At 64.7% G+C, this 17,163-nt stretch carries 12 protein-coding genes; 8 read left to right on the plus strand and 4 right to left on the minus strand.

Annotated elements, in window-relative coordinates:
* Positions 1-13: 13 nt before the first annotated feature.
* From fdhE to fdnG, 4 genes are read right to left on the minus strand one after another with little or no spacing between them, the layout of a single operon-like run.
* Positions 14-922 (minus strand): formate dehydrogenase accessory protein FdhE, encoded by a 909-nt coding sequence (gene fdhE / locus ABVN19_RS06315; protein ID WP_028941722.1) that lies wholly within the window; start codon positions 920-922, stop codon positions 14-16.
* Positions 919-1,563: a formate dehydrogenase subunit gamma gene (locus tag ABVN19_RS06320; protein ID WP_028941723.1), complete on the minus strand. Its 645-nt coding sequence runs from the start codon at positions 1,561-1,563 to the stop codon at positions 919-921. The genes fdhE and ABVN19_RS06320 overlap by 4 nt, the downstream gene beginning before the upstream one ends.
* Positions 1,560-2,456, minus strand: coding sequence for a formate dehydrogenase subunit beta (gene fdxH, locus ABVN19_RS06325; protein WP_028941724.1), 897 nt, complete (start codon positions 2,454-2,456; stop codon positions 1,560-1,562). The genes ABVN19_RS06320 and fdxH overlap by 4 nt, the downstream gene beginning before the upstream one ends.
* Before the next feature lie 10 nt (positions 2,457-2,466).
* A complete protein-coding gene (fdnG, locus tag ABVN19_RS06330) occupies positions 2,467-5,517 on the minus strand; it encodes a formate dehydrogenase-N subunit alpha (RefSeq protein WP_084167901.1) in 3,051 nt (1,016 codons plus the stop codon).
* 455 nt (positions 5,518-5,972) lie between these two features.
* On the opposite strand from fdnG, the gene ABVN19_RS06335 reads away from it, so the two are divergent.
* From ABVN19_RS06335 to ABVN19_RS06370, 8 genes are read left to right on the plus strand one after another with little or no spacing between them, the layout of a single operon-like run.
* Positions 5,973-8,123, plus strand: coding sequence for a TonB-dependent receptor (locus ABVN19_RS06335; RefSeq protein ID WP_245219027.1), 2,151 nt, complete (start codon positions 5,973-5,975; stop codon positions 8,121-8,123).
* A gap of 44 nt (positions 8,124-8,167) precedes the next feature.
* The gene (locus ABVN19_RS06340; protein WP_028941727.1) at positions 8,168-9,874 is read left to right on the plus strand and encodes an ABC transporter substrate-binding protein; all 1,707 of its coding nucleotides are present in this window, start codon (positions 8,168-8,170) and stop codon (positions 9,872-9,874) included.
* Positions 9,871-10,803, plus strand: a complete 933-nt coding sequence (locus ABVN19_RS06345; protein ID WP_028941728.1) for an ABC transporter permease — start codon at positions 9,871-9,873, stop codon at positions 10,801-10,803. The genes ABVN19_RS06340 and ABVN19_RS06345 overlap by 4 nt, the downstream gene beginning before the upstream one ends.
* A gap of 20 nt (positions 10,804-10,823) precedes the next feature.
* Positions 10,824-12,113 (plus strand): acyl-CoA dehydrogenase, encoded by a 1,290-nt coding sequence (locus ABVN19_RS06350; protein ID WP_105641783.1) that lies wholly within the window; start codon positions 10,824-10,826, stop codon positions 12,111-12,113.
* 22 nt (positions 12,114-12,135) lie between these two features.
* The gene (locus tag ABVN19_RS06355; RefSeq protein ID WP_028941730.1) at positions 12,136-13,479 is read left to right on the plus strand and encodes an LLM class flavin-dependent oxidoreductase; all 1,344 of its coding nucleotides are present in this window, start codon (positions 12,136-12,138) and stop codon (positions 13,477-13,479) included.
* Positions 13,480-13,505: 26 nt separating this feature from the next.
* A complete protein-coding gene (locus ABVN19_RS06360) occupies positions 13,506-14,561 on the plus strand; it encodes an NADP(H)-dependent aldo-keto reductase (protein ID WP_028941731.1) in 1,056 nt (351 codons plus the stop codon).
* A 30-nt stretch (positions 14,562-14,591) separates the two neighbouring features.
* Positions 14,592-15,494 (plus strand): ABC transporter permease, encoded by a 903-nt coding sequence (locus ABVN19_RS06365; RefSeq protein WP_105641782.1) that lies wholly within the window; start codon positions 14,592-14,594, stop codon positions 15,492-15,494.
* Positions 15,491-17,152 carry an ABC transporter ATP-binding protein gene (locus ABVN19_RS06370; RefSeq protein WP_105641781.1) on the plus strand — a complete coding sequence of 554 codons (1,662 nt, stop codon included), beginning with the start codon at positions 15,491-15,493 and terminating at the stop codon, positions 17,150-17,152. Before ABVN19_RS06365 ends, ABVN19_RS06370 begins: the two co-directional genes overlap by 4 nt.
* The last annotated feature ends 11 nt before the right edge of the window (positions 17,153-17,163 follow it).

The following is a 17,163-nucleotide window of genomic DNA, read 5'->3' on the forward strand; positions in this document are numbered from 1 at the left end:
GTGGTGGGCGATATCAACCCGGAAATAGAAACGGACTGATGCCACTACGCCCGTACCCTTCACGTTCCACCTCGGCATCCAGCGCCAGGGACGCCAGGTCGTCGGCCAGCAGTTCCTGGTCGCGGTCCTTTTCCGGGTAGAAGACTTTCAGGTAACTGTGACAGTCGTTGCAGCTTTCAGCCTTGAACGCGGCATCCTGACGGTCCAGCGACCAGTAGTCCAGCGCGCCGGTGCCTTCGCAGTTGCTGCACTTGACCCGCACCATGTGCCAACGGCACTCGCACAGGCTGCACTGCAGGTACCGCAAGCCGGCCTGGGCGCCGGTCATCACTACACTGGCCACCGGCGCGCTGGCGCACACCGGGCAGTGCTGGCGCTGTTCACCCAACGCGGCGCTGGCCGACGCGGGCAGGGCACTGGCCAGTTGGGTGAAGTACAGCGACAGCGCCGCCCACACAAACAGTGCCTGGCCACTGCCGACCTGCTCGAAGTCGCCCGTCAGCAAGGCACTGGCCAGGTCTTCCAGTTGTTCGGGGCTGTGCTCGCGAAGGCTGTCGAGGGTAGCGCGCACTGCCGGGTTGGCGTCGGCGTGCAAGTGATCGATCAAGCCGTGCAACAACGTTTGCCAGTACCGATCACGGGGGTAATCGGCGTTGTCGAGGGGGGGCTGGCCTGTGCCCAGTCGTTCAGCCAGACCCGTCACCAGCGCCGACGGCAACGGTATGTGTTCAAGCAACTGTTGCTGGGCCTGGGCCAGTTGCGCGCAAAAGTCGAGGTAGTCGCCCATGGCATGGCCCTGCGCCAGTTGGCGCAGGCGCGCGGCACGCTTGCTGTAGCGCTTCTTGAGTGCAGGAAGCAGTACGGCAACGATCTCGTTGACGCCGCCGGTGGGCGTTTGCACCGGGGTCATGTGGATGCTCATGGTTTGCTCCCTGGCTTGTCCTGCTTGCTGATCTGGCGGTACCAGCGGTCATGGTGGGTCTTGGCCCAGGCGCGGCTGACGTAGCCGGTGACCATGCCGCGGATCGAGCCTTTGACCCAGAACGCGAGGTAGGCATGGCCAATGATCAGCAGGATCAGGGCAATACCGGCCAGGGCGTGTACCAGCAAGCCGATGCGAATGGCCGGGATGCTGAACAGCGGCGCGAAATAAGGCCGCCAGATCACCACGCCGCTGAGCAGCAAGAGGCTGATCAGGCCCATGATTCCCCAGAACAGCACCTTCTGCCCGGCGTTGTACTTGCCGATGTTCAGCGCCGGGTCATGTTTGCCGGCCAGTACCTGCTTGACGTTCTTGAACCACTGCACGTCCTCGCGTTCGGGCAGGTTGTAGCGCACAAAGCGCACGAACAGGAACATCAGCAGCACGAACACCACGACCCCGAAGAACGGGTGGAGGATACGCGCCAGTTGCGGGGTGCCGAACACCGCGTTCAGGCCGTTGAACGAGGGGAAGAACCACGACAGGCCAGACAACGCCACGGCAAAGAAGCAGATCACCATGAACCAGTGGCAGGCGCGGTCGATGAAGCGAGTGCGCAGGATCAGTTTGTCGGTGTTCATGCGTGGGTGTCCTCCTCACGTTTCTCGTCCGCTTCGTCGACCTCGTTGGGGCCCACGCCGATGTAGTGGAACAGGGTGCCGGCCAGGGTGGCGAAGAACGCAGCCGCGGCCACCGGTTTCATCCAGCCTTTCCAGCCCTGGATGGCGGTGCTGATGCGCGGGTCGGTCGGCAGCTTGTGGTACAGCTGCGGTTTGTCGGCGTGCTGCAGTACGTACACCACATGGGTGCCGCCCACGCCTTGCGGGTCGTAGATACCGGCGCCGGCAAAGCCGCGGCCCTGCAGTTCGGTGACCCGCTCACTGGCCTGGTGCAGCATGTCCTGCTTGCTGCCGAAGTTGATCGCACCGGTGGGGCAGGTCTTGACGCATGCAGGCTCCTGGCCGACCGAAACGCGGTCCACGCACAGGGTACATTTGTAGGCCTTGTTGTCTTTCTGGCTGATGCGCGGCACATCGAACGGGCAACCGGCGATGCAGTAGCCGCAGCCGATGCAGTGCTCGGACTGGAAGTCGACGATGCCGTTGGCGTACTGGATGATCGCCCCCGGTTGCGGGCAGGCTTTCAAACAGCCGGGGTCGGCGCAGTGCATGCAGCCGTCCTTGCGGATCAGCCATTCGAGCTTGCCGCTTTCGTCTTCGACTTCGTCGAAGCGCATCAGCGTCCAGGTCTCGGCAGACAGGTCCGCCGGGTTGTCGTACACGCCAACGTTGTGGCCGACTTCGTCACGCAGGTCGTTCCACTCGTTGCACGCCACCTGGCAAGCCTTGCAGCCGATGCAGATGCTCACGTCGATCAGCTTGGCAACTTCAGCCTGGTGATCGCGGGTGTGTGGCGCCGGGGTCAGCACGCTGGTGGCCGAGCGGCGGACGATGTCTTGGGATTGCATGGACATGGTTTCGCCCTCAGACCTTTTCAATGTTCACGAGAAATGCCTTGTACTCCGGCGTCTGGGTGTTCGAGTCGCCGATGCCCGGGGTCAGGGTGTTGGCCAAGAAGCCCTTGCGGGTGGCGCCCTCGTAACCCCAGTGGCAAGGGATGCCGATGGTGTCGACATCCTGGCCGTTCACCGCCAGCCGGCGGATACGCTTGGTCACCACGGCCTTGGCCTTGATGTAGCCGCGCTGGGTGGTCACCTTGACCGTGTCGCCCTGAACGATGCCTTTGTCATTGGCCAGTTTTTCGCCGATCTCGATGAACTGCTCGGGCTGGACGATGGCGTTCAGCCGCGCGTGTTTGGTCCAATGACGGAACAGCTCGGTGATCGAGTAGGTGGTGGCCACGTAGGGGAAGTCTTCGCGCTTGCCCATGCGCTTGCGGTCGCTTTCGTACACCCGCGCCGTAGGGCTGTAGGTAACGTTCGGGTGCAAGGGGTTGTTCGCCAGCGGGCTTTCGGTCGGCTCGTAATGCTCGGGGAACGGCCCGTCGTTCAGGGCGCCGACCGAGAACAGCCGGCCCAGGCCTTCGGGCAGCATGATGAACGGATTGACCTTGCCGCCGGGGGCGGCGTTGATGGCGAAGTCGGGTACATCGACGCCACTCCAGCGCTGGCCGTCCCAGCCAATCAACTTGCGTTTCGGGTCCCACGGGTTGCCCTGGGGGTCGGCCGAGGCGCGGTTGTAGAGAATGCGTCGGTTCTGCGGCCAGGCCCAGGCCCAGCCCGGCGTGCAGCCCAGGCCGCTGTCGGCATTGTCGCGCCGGGCCATCTGGTTGCCCTGTTCGGTCCAGGAGCCGGCAAAGATCCAGTTGAAGCACTGGGTGCTGCCGTCATCGCGCAACTGCGAAAAATCGCTGAGCAACTGGCCCTTGCGCAAGATCAGCTGGCCTTGCTCGTCGTGCAGGTCGGCCAGGGCGCGGCCGTTGGACTCCTTGGCCACTTCTTCGGGCTTGGGGTCGAACGGGTCGGCGTAGTCCCAGGCCATGTTGAGAATCGGAGCCGGGTTGGCACCGCCTTCTTTCTCATACAACGCGCGGATTTTCATGAACAGGTGGCCGAGGATCTTGCCATCGTGCCAGGCCTCGCCGGGCGGTGCGGCGCCTGCCCAATGCCACTGCAGCCAGCGCCCGGAGTTGACGATCGAGCCGTCTTCCTCGGCGAAACAAGAGGAGGGCAGGCGGAACACTTCGGTCTGGATCGCGGCAGTGTCGACATCGTGCTGCTCGCCGTGGTTCTGCCAGAAGCTCGACGTTTCGGTGGCCAGCGGGTCGATGATCACCAGGAACTTGAGCTTGGCCAGCGCCGCCTGGGCCTTGTTCTTGTCGGGGAAGGCCGCCACCGGGTTGAAGCCCTGGGCGATGTAGCCGTTGACCTTGCCCTCGAACATGCGGTTGCTGTAGTTGAGCACGTCGTAGCTGTCGTCCCATTTGGGCAGCCAGTCGAAACCCCAGTCGTTGTCTTTGGTGGCCTTGTCGCCCCACAGGCTCTTCATCAGGCTGATGAAGAACTTGGGTGTGTGCTTGTAGTAGTTGACCTGGTCTTCCAGCAGCGCCGTGGGGGTGGTCTGCTTGAGGTAAGTGGCCAGCGTGGTCTGCTCGTCGGAGGGCAGGTTCATGTAGCCGGGCAGGCGCAGCGACAGCAGGCCAAGGTCGGTGTAGCCCTGGATGTTGGAGTGGCCGCGCAGGGCGTTCACCCCGCCACCGGCCATGCCGATGTTGCCCAACAGCAGCTGGATCATGCCCGAGCCGCGGATCATCTGCGCACCGTTGGTGTGGTGGGTCCAGCCCAGGGCATAGAGGAAAGTGGCGGTGCGGTCGGGCACGCAAGTGCTGGCCAGGATCGCGCAGATCTCGAGGAAGTCCTCCTTGGGTGTACCGCAGATGTTAGTGACCACCTCGGGGGTGTAGCGGCTGACATGGGCCTTGAGCAGGTTCCACACGCAGCGCGGGTGGCTCAGGGTCAGGTCGCGCTTGGCATGGCCTTTTTCATCCAGCTCGTAGGTCCATGAGCTGCGGTCGTAACTGCGCTTGCCGGCATCGTAGCCGCTGAACAGGCCGTCGTCGAAGTGGTAGTCCTCGCGCACGATAAGGCTGGCATTGGTGTAGTGGCGCACGTACTCGTGCTGGACCTTGTCGTGGCTGATCAGGTAGTTGACCACGCCCATCAGGAAGGTCACGTCGGAGCCAGCGCGGATCGGCGAGTAGATGTCGGCCACCGCGGCGCTGCGGTTGAAGCGCGGGTCGACGACAATGACCTTGGCGCCGTTGCGAATCTTCGCCTCGATCACCCACTTGAAGCCTACCGGGTGTGCCTCGGCCGGGTTGCCACCCATGATCAGCACCACGTTGGCGTTCTTGATGTCGACCCAGTTGTTGGTCATCGCGCCACGGCCGAAGGTCGGCGCCAGGGCCGACACGGTCGGTGCGTGGCAGACCCTGGCCTGGCTGTCGGTGCCAAGAATCCCCAGGGCGCGGGTGAAGCGCTGGTCCAGCGAGCCGGTTTCGCTGCTGGCGGCCGAGGAGCAGAGCATGCCGGTGCTCAACCAGCGGTTGACCGTGGTGCCCTTGGCGTTCTTCTCGATGAAATTGGCGTCGCGGTCGTCCTTCATCAACCGGGCAATGCGCTCAATCGCATGGTCCCAGGTGATGCGCTGCCATTTATCCGAACCGGGCGCGCGGTATTCGGGGAACAGGAGGCGCTGCTCGCTGTGGACGTAGTCCACCAGGCCCGCGCCCTTGGGGCACAACGAACCACGGCTGACCGGGTGATCCGGGTCGCCTTCGATGTGGAAGATACGTGCCTTGGCGTTCTTGGCGCCGTCGCCGAGGCTGTACATGAGAATCCCGCAGCCCACCGAGCAGTAGGTGCAGTTGTTGCGGGTTTCCTTGGCGCGCAGCAGCTTGTACTGGCGCGACTGCGTGGCCTGGGCCATGCCGGGGGCAAAGCCCAGGGAGGCACAGGTGGCAGTGGCGACACCGGCGGTGCAGAGCTTGAAGAACTGGCGTCTGCCGAGTCCCATGGGTATCTCCTTATTTTTTAGCGGCTGCACAAAGCCACAGGCATGGGCATGCCCGGCAACAAGGCGTCGCAAGCGCAGTTGGCTGGGGTGAGGTCACGATTGGTTGCAGGCCCTGTCTGGCGCAGGGCTCGGATGACGCGGATGCGCGGTAGTGTATTCCCTTACTGAATGTACGGGCTAATCAAGGCTGTCGATGAGCCTATCGAGCAAATCTATCAAAGCATTTTTTACCAAGGCTTGATCTATCGCCTGGCCAACTGTTTGTCAGGCAACAGCAGATCCACACATCGCCTGTAATCCGAACAATGGTTTAACCGGCAATGGCGTGCCAACTACCCGTAAACAAAGGGTTTTAAAGGTTGGCACGGTCGCTGCAACAGCCCTCTTCGAGATTGACTATACCAATAGAAACTCGCCTATTTTTTAATCAGGTGGGGAGCAAGACCTTGAATTTCGTGCCTCGGGCAACATCCGCAATACGCATTCATTCGACCAAAGTAGTAGGGAGAGATTGGACACTGGCCGGCGTTGGCGCAGCACTGCTGACCCTGGCCCCCTTGGCCGAGGCCCAGGACGGCGCAGCACCCGAACAACGCCTGCAGACCGTGACGGTCCAGGCCGCAAAAGTCACTCCAGTGGAACAGGCCCAGGCGCAACTGGACGAAATCCCCGGGGGCACCAGCCTGGTCACTCAGGCCGAGGTGGAGAAGGGCCGCTCGGCGACCCTGGAAGACACCCTGGCCTACCAGCCGGGTGTGTATGCCCAGGCCGCCGGTGGCAACGACGCGATCAAGATTTCCATTCGTGGCTCGGGCGCCAATACCTCGCCTGGCTATTTCCGCGAAGGCACCAAGTTCCTGTTCGACGGCCTGGCACTCACCGGCGCCGGCGGCACGCCCTATGAGCTGCTCGACACCCAGGGCCTGAACTACACCGAAGTGCTGCGCGGGGCCAACGCCTTCGAGTTCGGCGCCTTGTCATTGGGTGGGGCCATCAACTTCGTCACCCAGTCGGGTCTCACCGCGCCGGGTAACCGCATTAAGGTCGAGGGCGGCAGCTTCGGCTGGCAAAAGCAGACCTTGAGCACCGGCGGCGCGGCAGGCAATGGCGATTACTTCATCAGCGTCGACAACTCGCGCCGCGACGGCTACCAGGATTTCACCTTCACCAAGGCCAAGGGCGTGGTGACCAACTTCGGCTATCGCTTCAACCCGAAACTCGAAACCCGCTTGTATATCCGCTACCGCGAGGAGTACCACGAGAACTCGGGCACCCTGACCCGGGCGCAACTGAAAAAGAACGCCACCCAGACCAACCCGGCCACCCAGGCCACCCGCGCCGACTCCACCAAGGAAGGCTCGACCTGGGTCGGCAGCAAGACCACCTACACCTTCGACGACGACTCGACGCTGGTGGCCGGCCTGGTCTATCACAACTACCCGCAGATCCTCAGCAAGAAGAGCACGGTCAACCCCAACTACTGGGACTGGCGCGACATCAACTACTCGCTCAACTACACCCGCAGCGATGAACTGCTGGGCCTGCCCAGCACCACCACGGTGGGCTGGACCAGCACCCAGCACATCCGCTCGGGGGTGCGTACCTACAAGGGTGACAAAGACCTTGGCGTGCTGCAGAAGCAGGTCGAGTACGACGGCTCCTTCGACCATGTGTTCACCCTGGGCAACGACCTGGGCCTGACCGACAACCTGTACCTGTCTACCGGCGTCTCGGCCATCGAGGTCAAGCGCAATGTCGATGTGACCTTCAGCGACCGGCCCAACACCAGCAGCTTTCCCAGCCATTACCGCTACCAGGAATGGAAGCTGGCGCCGCGTGCAGGCCTGCGTTACTACGTGACGCCCGATGTGCAGGTGTTCGGCAACGTCAGCCGTTCAATCGACCCGCCCAGCTCCTGGTCCAGTTCCGGTTCCGGGGTCACCACCAACTTCGCCAAGACCCTGGTGCCGCAAAGCGCCAACACCGTGGAACTGGGCATTCGCGGTCGCTCGGAGATCTTCGACGGCAGCCTGACCCTGTACAAATCCTGGATCAAGGACGAGTTGCTCAACGTCGAGATCATCCCGGCGACCACCACCTCGGCTTCGGTGGTCTCCACCGCCAACGCCAGCCCGACCATTCACCAGGGCGTCGAAGCGGGGCTGACCACCAAGTTGTGGCAACGGGCCAACGGCGATGTACTGAGCTGGCGCCAGGCCTACACCCTCAACGACTTCCACTACCAGCACGACCCGCTGTTCAGCAAGAACGAGCTGCCCGGCCTGCCCAAGCACATCTATCAGGGCGAGCTGTTCTACCAATACGCCAACGGCTTCTACGCCGGGGTCAATGTGCGCTCGGCCTCGCGCACGGCGGTGGATTACGCCAACAGTTTCTACGCGCCGTCCTACACCCTGTGGGGGGCACGCCTGGGCTACGACGCGCCGAACAACAAGTGGCAGGTGTACCTGGACCTGAAGAACCTCACCGATCAGGACTACGCCACCGCACTGCTGCCTACCTATGACGCCAGGGGCCAGGACACCGCGGCGCTGTATCCGGGTGACGGTTTCGGTGCCTACACCGGTATCGCCTACAACTTCTGAGCCAGGGGCGGGTGCCGTTTGCTCGGCACCCGCGGGAGAACCACATGAGTGTATTCACACGGCTGGGCGCGCTCGGCGCGCTGCTGGCCCTGGCGGCCTGCGAGCCTGCGGGTGACGCGGGGCAGGGCGCTACCAGCGCAATCGATGGTACGTTCAGCAACGGTACCCTGAGCTATGCCGCCCAGGATTATTTCGAGGCCACACCGGGCAAGTCCGGCGGCACCCTGCGGGTATCGACCGCCTCGGACACCACCACCCTGGATGTACACTCGATTTCCCACGGCAATGTGCAGTGGCTGGGGCGCATCCTGTTCGACTGCCTGTTGTACCAGGACGAGCAGGGCAACATCTCGCCGTGGCTGGCCAAGGCCTGGGATATTTCGGCCGACGGCAAGACCTACACCTTTCACCTGCGTGACGACGTGACCTTCAGCGACGGCGAGAAATTCAACGCCCGCGCATTGCAGGTCAACCTTGAGCACATGCGCGACCCGGCCACCAAGTCGCCGCTGGCGGCGGCCTACATTGCTCCCTATGTGGACGGGCGCATCATCGATGAGTACACCTTCGAGGCGCACCTGCGCGAGCCCTATTCGCCGTTTCTCGATGTGCTGGCGCAATCCTGGCTGAGCATGATTTCGCCCCGCCAGATTCTCGAAGCACCCAAGAGCATCGCCGAGCACCCGATCGGCTCCGGGCCCTTCGTACTGGAAAGCTACACCCGTGACCAGGGCGCTAACTTCGTCAAGCGCAAGGGCTACAACTGGGCGCCGGCCGTGACCCGTCACCAGGGCGAGGCCTACCTGGACCGCCTGGAGCTGAGTATCGTCCCTGAGCCGATGATCCGCTTCAGTACCCTGGAGTCGGGCCAGTCGGACTTCACCGTCGATGCCCCGACCCAGAACGCCCGGGCGATTCGCAGCAACCCCGCGCTCGAACTGCGCAGCCGCATCCGCAAGGCCAACCCGTTTCGCAGCCTGACCTTCAACGTCGAGCGCTTTCCCTTTGATGACGTCGACGTGCGTCGGGCCGTGGCCAAGGCCATCGACCGCGAAGGCCTGGCGTGGATCACCGGCTTTGGCGAGTACTTGGCCAAGGGTGATTTTCTCGCGGCCAACACCCGCTACTACGACCCGGCGTTCAAGGATGCACTGGCCTACGACGTGAACGAGGCCAACCGCATACTCGACCAGGCTGGCTGGCAGCAACGCGATGCCCAGGGTTATCGGGTCAGGAACGGCCAGCGCCTGGCCGCGCACCTGCTCACCTACGAGACCGCCGCCTACCCCAGCAGCATCGCCGTGGCCATCCAGTCGGACCTGAAAAAGATCGGCCTGGAAATCGACATCGACCTGCTGCCGCTGGCACAAGTCACCCAGCGCCGCTACGCCAGCGATTTCCAGCTGATCGGCGGCGGCTACTGGCACACCAATACACCGGACGGGCTGTTCATTCTCTACCACAGCCAGGCGATCAGCACGGCCAAGTTGATCGGCCAGAACGCCGGACGTTTTCGCGACACCGAACTTGACCGGGTGCTCAGCGCGGCCCGGCGCACTACCGACCCGGCTGAGCTGGCCGGGCTCTACCGCACCGCCCAGGAACGTCTGGCATACACCATTCCGGCGGTACCGGTGTTCGAGAGCCATGTGCTGCTGGCTTACCGCAAAGCGGTCAAGGGCTTGATTTTCGACACCTCGCACAACACCCCGTTTTTCACCAGCGTCTGGCTCGACCAGGAGGGCCTATGAACACCCTGCAGCGTATTTTCTGGCGCCTTGCGGCCGGTGTCGGCGTGCTCTGGGGCGCAGCAACCCTGACCTTCCTGGCCATCAACCTCAGTGCTGGCGACCCGGCGCTGGCGATTCTTGGCGGCCCCGAGGCGATGCCCAGTGCCGAGCTGATTGCCCAGGTGCGCACCGAATATGGTCTGGACCAGCCGCTGCTGGTGCAGTACGGCCAATACCTGGGGCGCTTGGCCCAGGGCGATCTGGGCGAGTCGTACCGGTTGCGCATGCCGGTGCTGCAAGTGATCGGCGGGCAACTGGGCGCCACCGTGCAGCTGTCGCTGGCCGCGGCGCTGGTGTCGGTGCTGCTGGCGCTGGTGTGCGCGGTGCTCAGCGCCAACCGGCCGCGTTGGGTGCGTTCGCTGGTGTCCGGCACGGAGCTGGTGCTGTCGTCGGCGCCATCGTTCGTGATCGGCATCCTGTTGTTGTTGCTGTTTTCATTTGGTTGGCACCTGTTGCCGCCCTCGGGCTCCGGCAGCTGGCAGGCGTTGATCTTGCCCAGCCTGGCACTGGCCTTGCCGATTGCGGCGGTGCTGACCCAGGTGCTGCGCCAGGCGCTTGAGGACATCCTCGAACAACCCTTCATCGCCATGGCCCGGGCCCGGGGCATGTCCGAGACTGGCGTGCGTCTCAAGCACGCGCTGCGTCATGCCCTGGTGTCGCTGGTGACGCTGTCGGGGTTTGTTTTCGCAAGCCTCCTGGGCGGCGCAGTGATCATCGAAATGTTGTTTGCCCGCCAGGGCATCGGCCGGCTGATGCTCGACGCCGCCCTGAGCAAGGACATGCCGTTGCTGCTGGGCATCACCCTGCTGGCGGCGGCCATTTATGTGGTCGTCAACTTTGTCGTCGACCTGATCAACCATTGGGTCGACCCCCGTAGCACTCGGGTATGAACCCGCATCAAGGACTCACCATGACTGCTCATCAACCGCACACCCCACAGGCCGCCAGCAGCGCCGGCCTGGATTACCCGCAACTGCTGGCACGCTTTGCCCCGCTGTTCAGCCGTATTGGCCAAGGCGCGGTCGAACGCGAACAGCAGCGTCAGCTGGCTCACGACCCCGTGACCTGGTTGCGCCAGGCGGGCTTTGGTGCGCTACGCGTGCCCCTGGCCCAGGGCGGCTCGCACGTCAGCCTGCCGGTGCTGTTTCGCTTGCTGATCGATCTGGCCGAAGCAGATTCCAACCTGCCGCAGATCTTCCGTGCCCACTTCGGCTTTGTCGAAGGCCGGCTCTCCAGTGACGATGCCGATTCCCGGCAGTACTGGCTGACCAAGGTGGCGGCCGGGCAGCTGTGGGGCGCGGCCATGGCCGAGCGCACCGACACCACCGGCAACTCGGTGCTGCTCAGCCCGGCCGACCCCGCAGCGCCTGAAGCCGGCTGGTTGCTGGATGGCGAGAAGTACTACTGCACCGGCGCCATCTACGCCGATTGGCTGGCAGCGGTGGCGGTGGACGACAAGGACTTTGTCAGCGTGGTGGTCTCGACCTCGGCCCCTGGCGTGCGCCTGGAAGACGACTGGGACGGCTTTGGCCAGCGCCTGAGCGGCAGCGGCACCACCCGCTTCAATCAAGTGGCGGTGGCGCCGGAGCAGGTATTGCGCCGCTTCAAACCGGGCGAGTTGCGCGCCGAGTCGTACCTTTCGGCGTTCTACCAGCTGTTCCACCTGGCCACCCTGGCCGGTATAGCCCGCGCCGTGCAGCGCGATGCCACCGCGTTCGTGCAGGGCCGCACCCGCGCCTTCGGCATTCCCGGGCAGTCCAGCCCCAAGGATGATCCGCTGGTGCAACGGGTGATCGGCCGCCTGTCGAGCCTGGCCTATGCCGCGCAAGCCCTGGTGCTGGACGTGGCCCAGGTGCTGCAGCAGGTACACGAAGCCGAGCAGAGCGGTTCGGTCACCGAAGCCCATTACGTGGAGGCCGACATCCGCACCTTTCAGGCCCAGCAGATCGTGCTGGAGCAAGTGCTGGAAGCCACCACCTTGCTGTTCGAGGCAGGCGGAGCCTCGGCCACTAGCCAGGCCCGGCGCCTGGACCGTCACTGGCGCAATGCCCGCACCCTGGCCTCGCACAATCCGGCGATGTACCGCGAGCAGGCACTGGGCAACTACTACCTGAACGGCATCAGCCCGGGTGCGGCCTGGCGTGCATTGCATGCCGCGCAGCAGGATACCGGTGCCCGCGATGAAGCCAGTGCCGTTTGAAACCCCTCACTTTGGAGTTGCCATGAGCCAGTCCACCGCACAGATGAGCATCGGTATGAATATCCTCGGCTTCGGCGCCCACGCCGGGGCCTGGCGCAAGGCTGAGGTGGCCGCCGATGCCTACCTGGATGTCGAGTATTACCGCAACATCGCCCGCATCGCCGAACGCGGCAAACTCGATGCGATCTTCCTTGCCGATGGCCCGGCGCTGGTCGGTGACATCGCCCAGCAGCCCGCCGGGCGTCTGGAGCCGACTGTACTGCTCACCGCCGTGGCCCTGGCGACGCAGCACATCGGCGTGATCGCCACGGCATCGAGCAGCTACAACGACCCATTCAACCTGGCCCGGCGCTTCAGCTCGCTCGACCATATCAGTGGCGGGCGCGCGGCCTGGAACGTGGTCACCAACGCCGGCGACGCCGCCGCGCAGAACTTCGGTCTGGCCGGGGCACCGCGTCACGTCGACCGCTATGCCCGGGCCGACGAGTTCATCGACGTGACGCTCAAACTGTGGGACAGCTGGGAAGACGATGCGGTGATCGGCGATGCCCGTGACGGGCGCTTTGCCGACCCGTCCAAGGTCCATGCCATCGACTTTGTCGGCCAGCACTTCTCGGTCAAGGGGCCGCTGAACCTGCCGCGCTCGCCCCAGGGCCGGCCAGTGCTGGTGCAGGCCGGTTCATCCGAGGGCGGCAAGGCCCTGGGCTCGCGCTATGCCGATGCAATCTTCACCACCCAGACCACCCTGGTCGATGGCCTGGCGTTCTACCAGGAGATGAAGCAGCGCGCTCGTCAGTGGGGGCGCAACCCCGAGCACCTGAAGATCATGCCGGGGCTGTCGACGGTGATCGGCAGCACCGAGGCCGAGGCCCATGCGCGCTTCGATGAGTTGAATGCCTATTACGGCGAAGAAGGGCTGATCAACCAGGTGGCGGCGCGGGTAGGGCTGGCGGTCAGCGAGCTGCAACTGGACGCGCCCTTGCCGTGGGAGCGCATTGGCCCGGTCAATGCCTTCGAGCGCGGCTCCCATGGGTTTCTCGAAGCCCAGTTGAACCTCGCGCGCCGGGAGAACCTGACCATTCGCGAGCTGTCGCGGCGGATTCTGGTAGGCCACCGGCTGATGGTCGGCACCCCGGAGCAGGTCGCCGACACCCTGGAGCACTGGTTCCGTGCCGGTGCCGCCGACGGCTTCAACATCATGCCCGACATGTTCCCTTCCGGTGTCGAGGCGTTTGTCGACGAGGTGGTGCCGCTGCTGCAAAAGCGCGGTGTGTTCCGCCACGACTACCAGGGCAGCACCCTGCGTGACCACCTGGGCCTGCCGTACCCGGCCAGCCAATACCAACGGGCAGCCGCGGCTGTCTGAATTCTCCTATCGCACACGGACTCACCATGATCAAACGCACACTCGGCAACAGCGACATCCAGGTCAGCATCCTCGGCCTTGGCACCATGACCTGGGGCCACCAGAACAGCGAAAGCCACGCCCACCAGCAGCTCGATGCGGCCCTGGCTGCCGGCATCAACCTGATCGACACCGCCGAGATGTACCCCACGCCAACCCACGCCGAAACCTGGGGCAGCACCGAGCGCTTCATCGGTAGTTGGCTGGCCAAAACCGGGCGGCGCAATGAGGTGGTACTGGCCAGCAAGATCATCGGCCCGGCACGCCAGCCGGGGGCGGGCGCGCATATCCGCCAAGGGCGTACGCGCCACGACCGCGCCAACATTGTCGCGGCCCTGGACGGCAGCCTCAAGCGCCTGCGAACCGAATACCTGGACCTCTACCAACTGCACTGGCCGGACCGCACCACCAATATTTTTGGCCAGCGCGAATATCCCTATGTGGCCGACGACGCCCAGACTGTGAGCATCGGCGAAACACTTCAGGTGCTGGCAGAGCAGGTGAAGGCGGGCAAGATCCGCCATATCGGTGTGTCCAACGAAACGCCCTGGGGCGTGGCCGAGTTCCTGCGCCAGGCCCGCGAGCAGGACCTGCCGCGCATTGTCAGCATCCAGAACCCCTACAGCCTGCTCAATCGCCTGTACGAGGGTGGCCTTTCGGAGTTCAGCCAGCGTGAAAACCTCGGCCTGCTGGCCTACTCGCCGCTGGCTTTCGGTGCCCTGACCGGTAAGTACCTCAACGGCGCCTTGCCCGAGGGCTCGCGGCTGTCGTCGGTGTACCGCACCTTCAATCGCTACGACAGCCCCGGCGCCCACCAGGCCATTGCCGCCTACGTGGCCCTGGCCGCCGAACTGGCGCTGAGCCCGGCGCAGTTGGCCCTGGCTTTTGTCATCAACCAGCCCTTTGTCAGCAGCGCCCTGACCGGGCAGACCAGCCTTGTGCAACTGGCCGACAACCTCGATGCGCTGGATGTGAAGCTCGACCAGGAGACGCTGGCGCGCATCGAACAGATCCACCGCCAGGTCCCCAACCCGGCGCCTTGAATCCCAACCCTTTGTGACTGGAGGTGGCCGATGGCGCCGCTCAATTCAACTGCCGCGGTGTTGCCCAGTGCCGGGCTGATCCAGGCCCAGGCGCGCTTTGGCAGACGGCGTCGACAGCTGCAACAACTGGCTGTGCGCCCGGGCCTGGTGCTGGCGGCGCTGTTCGTCGCGCTGCTGCTGGCGGCCGCGCTGGCGCCAGGCTGGCTGGTGTCGGCCGACCCGCTGGAGGCCAGCGCGCGCCAGGCGTTCCAGCCTCCGAGCAGCCTGCATTGGCTGGGTACCGACGAGAACGGCCGCGACATTCTTGCGCGGCTGGTGTACGCGGTGCGCCCCTCGCTGGTGCTGGGCCTGAGCGCCACCGCCCTGGGCCTTGTACTGGGGACCGTGATGGGGCTGGCAGCGGGGCTCGGACCGCGCTGGGTGGATGGTGCCGTGATGCGCCTGGTGGACGTGCTGCTGGCGTTTCCCGACCTGCTGCTGGCACTGGTGATCATCACCTTTTTCGGTCAGGGCGCCGTCAACACTATCATCGCCGTGGGTGTCGCAAGTGTGCCGCGCTATGCCCGCCTGGTGCGTGCGCAAACCCTGGTGGTGCGCGGTGCCGGCTATGTGGAAGCGGCCACTACCCTGGGCCTGGCACGGCGTCAGGTGATCTGGCGGCACGTGCTGCCCAACGCCATCAAGCCGATCCTGATCCTGGCCACCATCGGCATCGGCAGCACTATCGTCGCCGGCGCCGCCCTGAGCTTCCTCGGCTTTGGCGCGCCGCCGCCCGAGCCGGAGTGGGGCGGCATGCTCGCCATTGGCCGCAATTACCTGGCCAACGCCTGGTGGCTGGCGACCTGGCCGGCCCTGGCGATCACCCTCACCGTGGTTTCGATCACTGCCATCGGCCGCGAACTGCTGCGCCGCAACGAAGGTAAACGCTCATGAACGCGAGCATCAAACCGCTGGAACCCTTGATTGATGTGCGCGACCTGCAGGTGCGCTTTGCAAACGGCGCGCCGGTGCTCAAGGGCATCAGCTTCAACCTGCAGGCCGGGGAGTGCCTGGCATTGGTGGGCGAGTCCGGCTCGGGCAAGAGCGTCACCTCGCGCACCCTGGCCGGGCTCACCGGCGCCCATGCCCAGGTTCAGGCCAGTCGCCTGGCGTTTGCCGGGCAGGATCTGCGTGCGTTCTCGGAGCGCGCCTGGCGCCAGGTGCGCGGCGCGCAGATCGGTTTTGTCATGCAGGACGCCCTGGGCTCGCTCGATCCCTTGCGGCCGGTGGGCAAGGAAATCGAAGAACCCCTGCAACTGCACGGCGCATTGAACCGTGAGCAGCGCCAGGCACGGGTGCTGGAACTGCTGCGCCTGGTGGGCGTGCCGTCGCCTGAACTGCGGGCGCGGCAGTATCCCTGGCAGTTGTCGGGTGGGTTGCGCCAACGGGCATTGATCGCCTCGGCCATTGCCTGCAACCCGCGCCTGCTGATCGCCGACGAGCCCACTACGGCGCTGGATGCCACCGTGCAGGCCCAGGTGCTGGACCTGCTTGAATCGCTGCGTGGCGACAGCACCGCCATGCTGATCGTCAGCCATGACCTGGCGGTGGTTTCGCGCCTGGCCAATCGGGTGGCGGTGATGCACAACGGGGTGATCGTCGAGCAGGGCAGCGTCGAAGCGGTGCTGCAGGCCCCGCAGCACCCCTACACCCAGTACCTGCTCAAGGCGGGTGCTGCCGTGCATTTTCGCCGGCCCCAGTTGCCCGCGCTGGCCGCGGTTAGCCAGGCGCCGGTCGAAACCGCTGCGCCACTGTTGCAGGTGCAGGGCCTGAGCAAAGCCTTCAAGGGCCCGGACGGGCAACTGCGCACGGTGGTCGATGGCGTCTCGCTGCAACTGCACAAGGGCCGCACCCTGGGGATCGTCGGTGAGTCGGGCTCGGGCAAGACCACCCTGACCCGAATGATCCTCGGCCTGGAACCCCCCGATGGCGGTGATATCCAGATCAAGGGCCGGCCCTGGCTGAGCCTTGGCGATGGTGAAAAACGCCAGCTGCGGCGCAGCATCCAGGTGGTGTTCCAGGACCCGCTGAGCTCCTTCGATCCACGCTACACCGTGCAGCGGGTGCTGTTTGAGGCGCTGGAAGTGGCCGGGCACCTGCGCGCCAGCTGGCGCACCCGAGCGCTGGAACTGCTGGACCTGGTACGCCTTGATGCGGGCCTGCTGGAGCGTCGCCCGATCGAGCTGTCCGGCGGCCAGCGACAGCGCATCGCCATTGCCCGGGCGCTGGCGGCGCAGCCGCAGATGCTGGTGTGCGACGAGCCGGTTTCAGCCCTGGATGTGTCGGTGCAGGCGCAGATTCTCGAGCTGCTCGACGACCTCAAGCAGCGACTGGGCCTGGCGTGCCTGTTCATCTCCCACGACCTGGGGGTGATCAACCATGTCAGCGACCATGTGCTGGTGATGAAGGACGGCGTGGCGGTGGAAAGCGGCCCGGTGCGCGATGTTTTCGACCGCCCGCAACACCCCTATACCCGTGCCTTGCTCGATGCCATCCCGCACCTGGAAAGCGGCCGGTGCACCCGTTTTGAATTTCTCCGCCTGGCGATCTGACTCGCCCGATT

The organism is Pseudomonas vranovensis (genome assembly GCF_040438935.1).
Classification (GTDB): domain Bacteria; phylum Pseudomonadota; class Gammaproteobacteria; order Pseudomonadales; family Pseudomonadaceae; genus Aquipseudomonas; species Aquipseudomonas vranovensis.

Bases quoted from the DNA above. Each gene is read 5' to 3' on its own strand.
- ABVN19_RS06360 (WP_028941731.1), top strand. From the start codon at position 13,506: ATGATCAAACGCACACTCGGCAACAGCGACATCCAGGTCAGCATCCTC.
- fdnG (WP_084167901.1), bottom strand. From the start codon at position 5,517: ATGGGACTCGGCAGACGCCAGTTCTTCAAGCTCTGCACCGCCGGTGTC.
- ABVN19_RS06320 (WP_028941723.1), bottom strand. From the start codon at position 1,563: ATGAACACCGACAAACTGATCCTGCGCACTCGCTTCATCGACCGCGCC.
- fdxH (WP_028941724.1), bottom strand. From the start codon at position 2,456: ATGTCCATGCAATCCCAAGACATCGTCCGCCGCTCGGCCACCAGCGTG.
- ABVN19_RS06340 (WP_028941727.1), top strand. From the start codon at position 8,168: ATGAGTGTATTCACACGGCTGGGCGCGCTCGGCGCGCTGCTGGCCCTG.
- ABVN19_RS06345 (WP_028941728.1), top strand. From the start codon at position 9,871: ATGAACACCCTGCAGCGTATTTTCTGGCGCCTTGCGGCCGGTGTCGGC.
- fdhE (WP_028941722.1), bottom strand. From the start codon at position 922: ATGAGCATCCACATGACCCCGGTGCAAACGCCCACCGGCGGCGTCAAC.
- ABVN19_RS06370 (WP_105641781.1), top strand. From the start codon at position 15,491: ATGAACGCGAGCATCAAACCGCTGGAACCCTTGATTGATGTGCGCGAC.
- ABVN19_RS06355 (WP_028941730.1), top strand. From the start codon at position 12,136: ATGAGCCAGTCCACCGCACAGATGAGCATCGGTATGAATATCCTCGGC.
- ABVN19_RS06365 (WP_105641782.1), top strand. From the start codon at position 14,592: ATGGCGCCGCTCAATTCAACTGCCGCGGTGTTGCCCAGTGCCGGGCTG.
- ABVN19_RS06350 (WP_105641783.1), top strand. From the start codon at position 10,824: ATGACTGCTCATCAACCGCACACCCCACAGGCCGCCAGCAGCGCCGGC.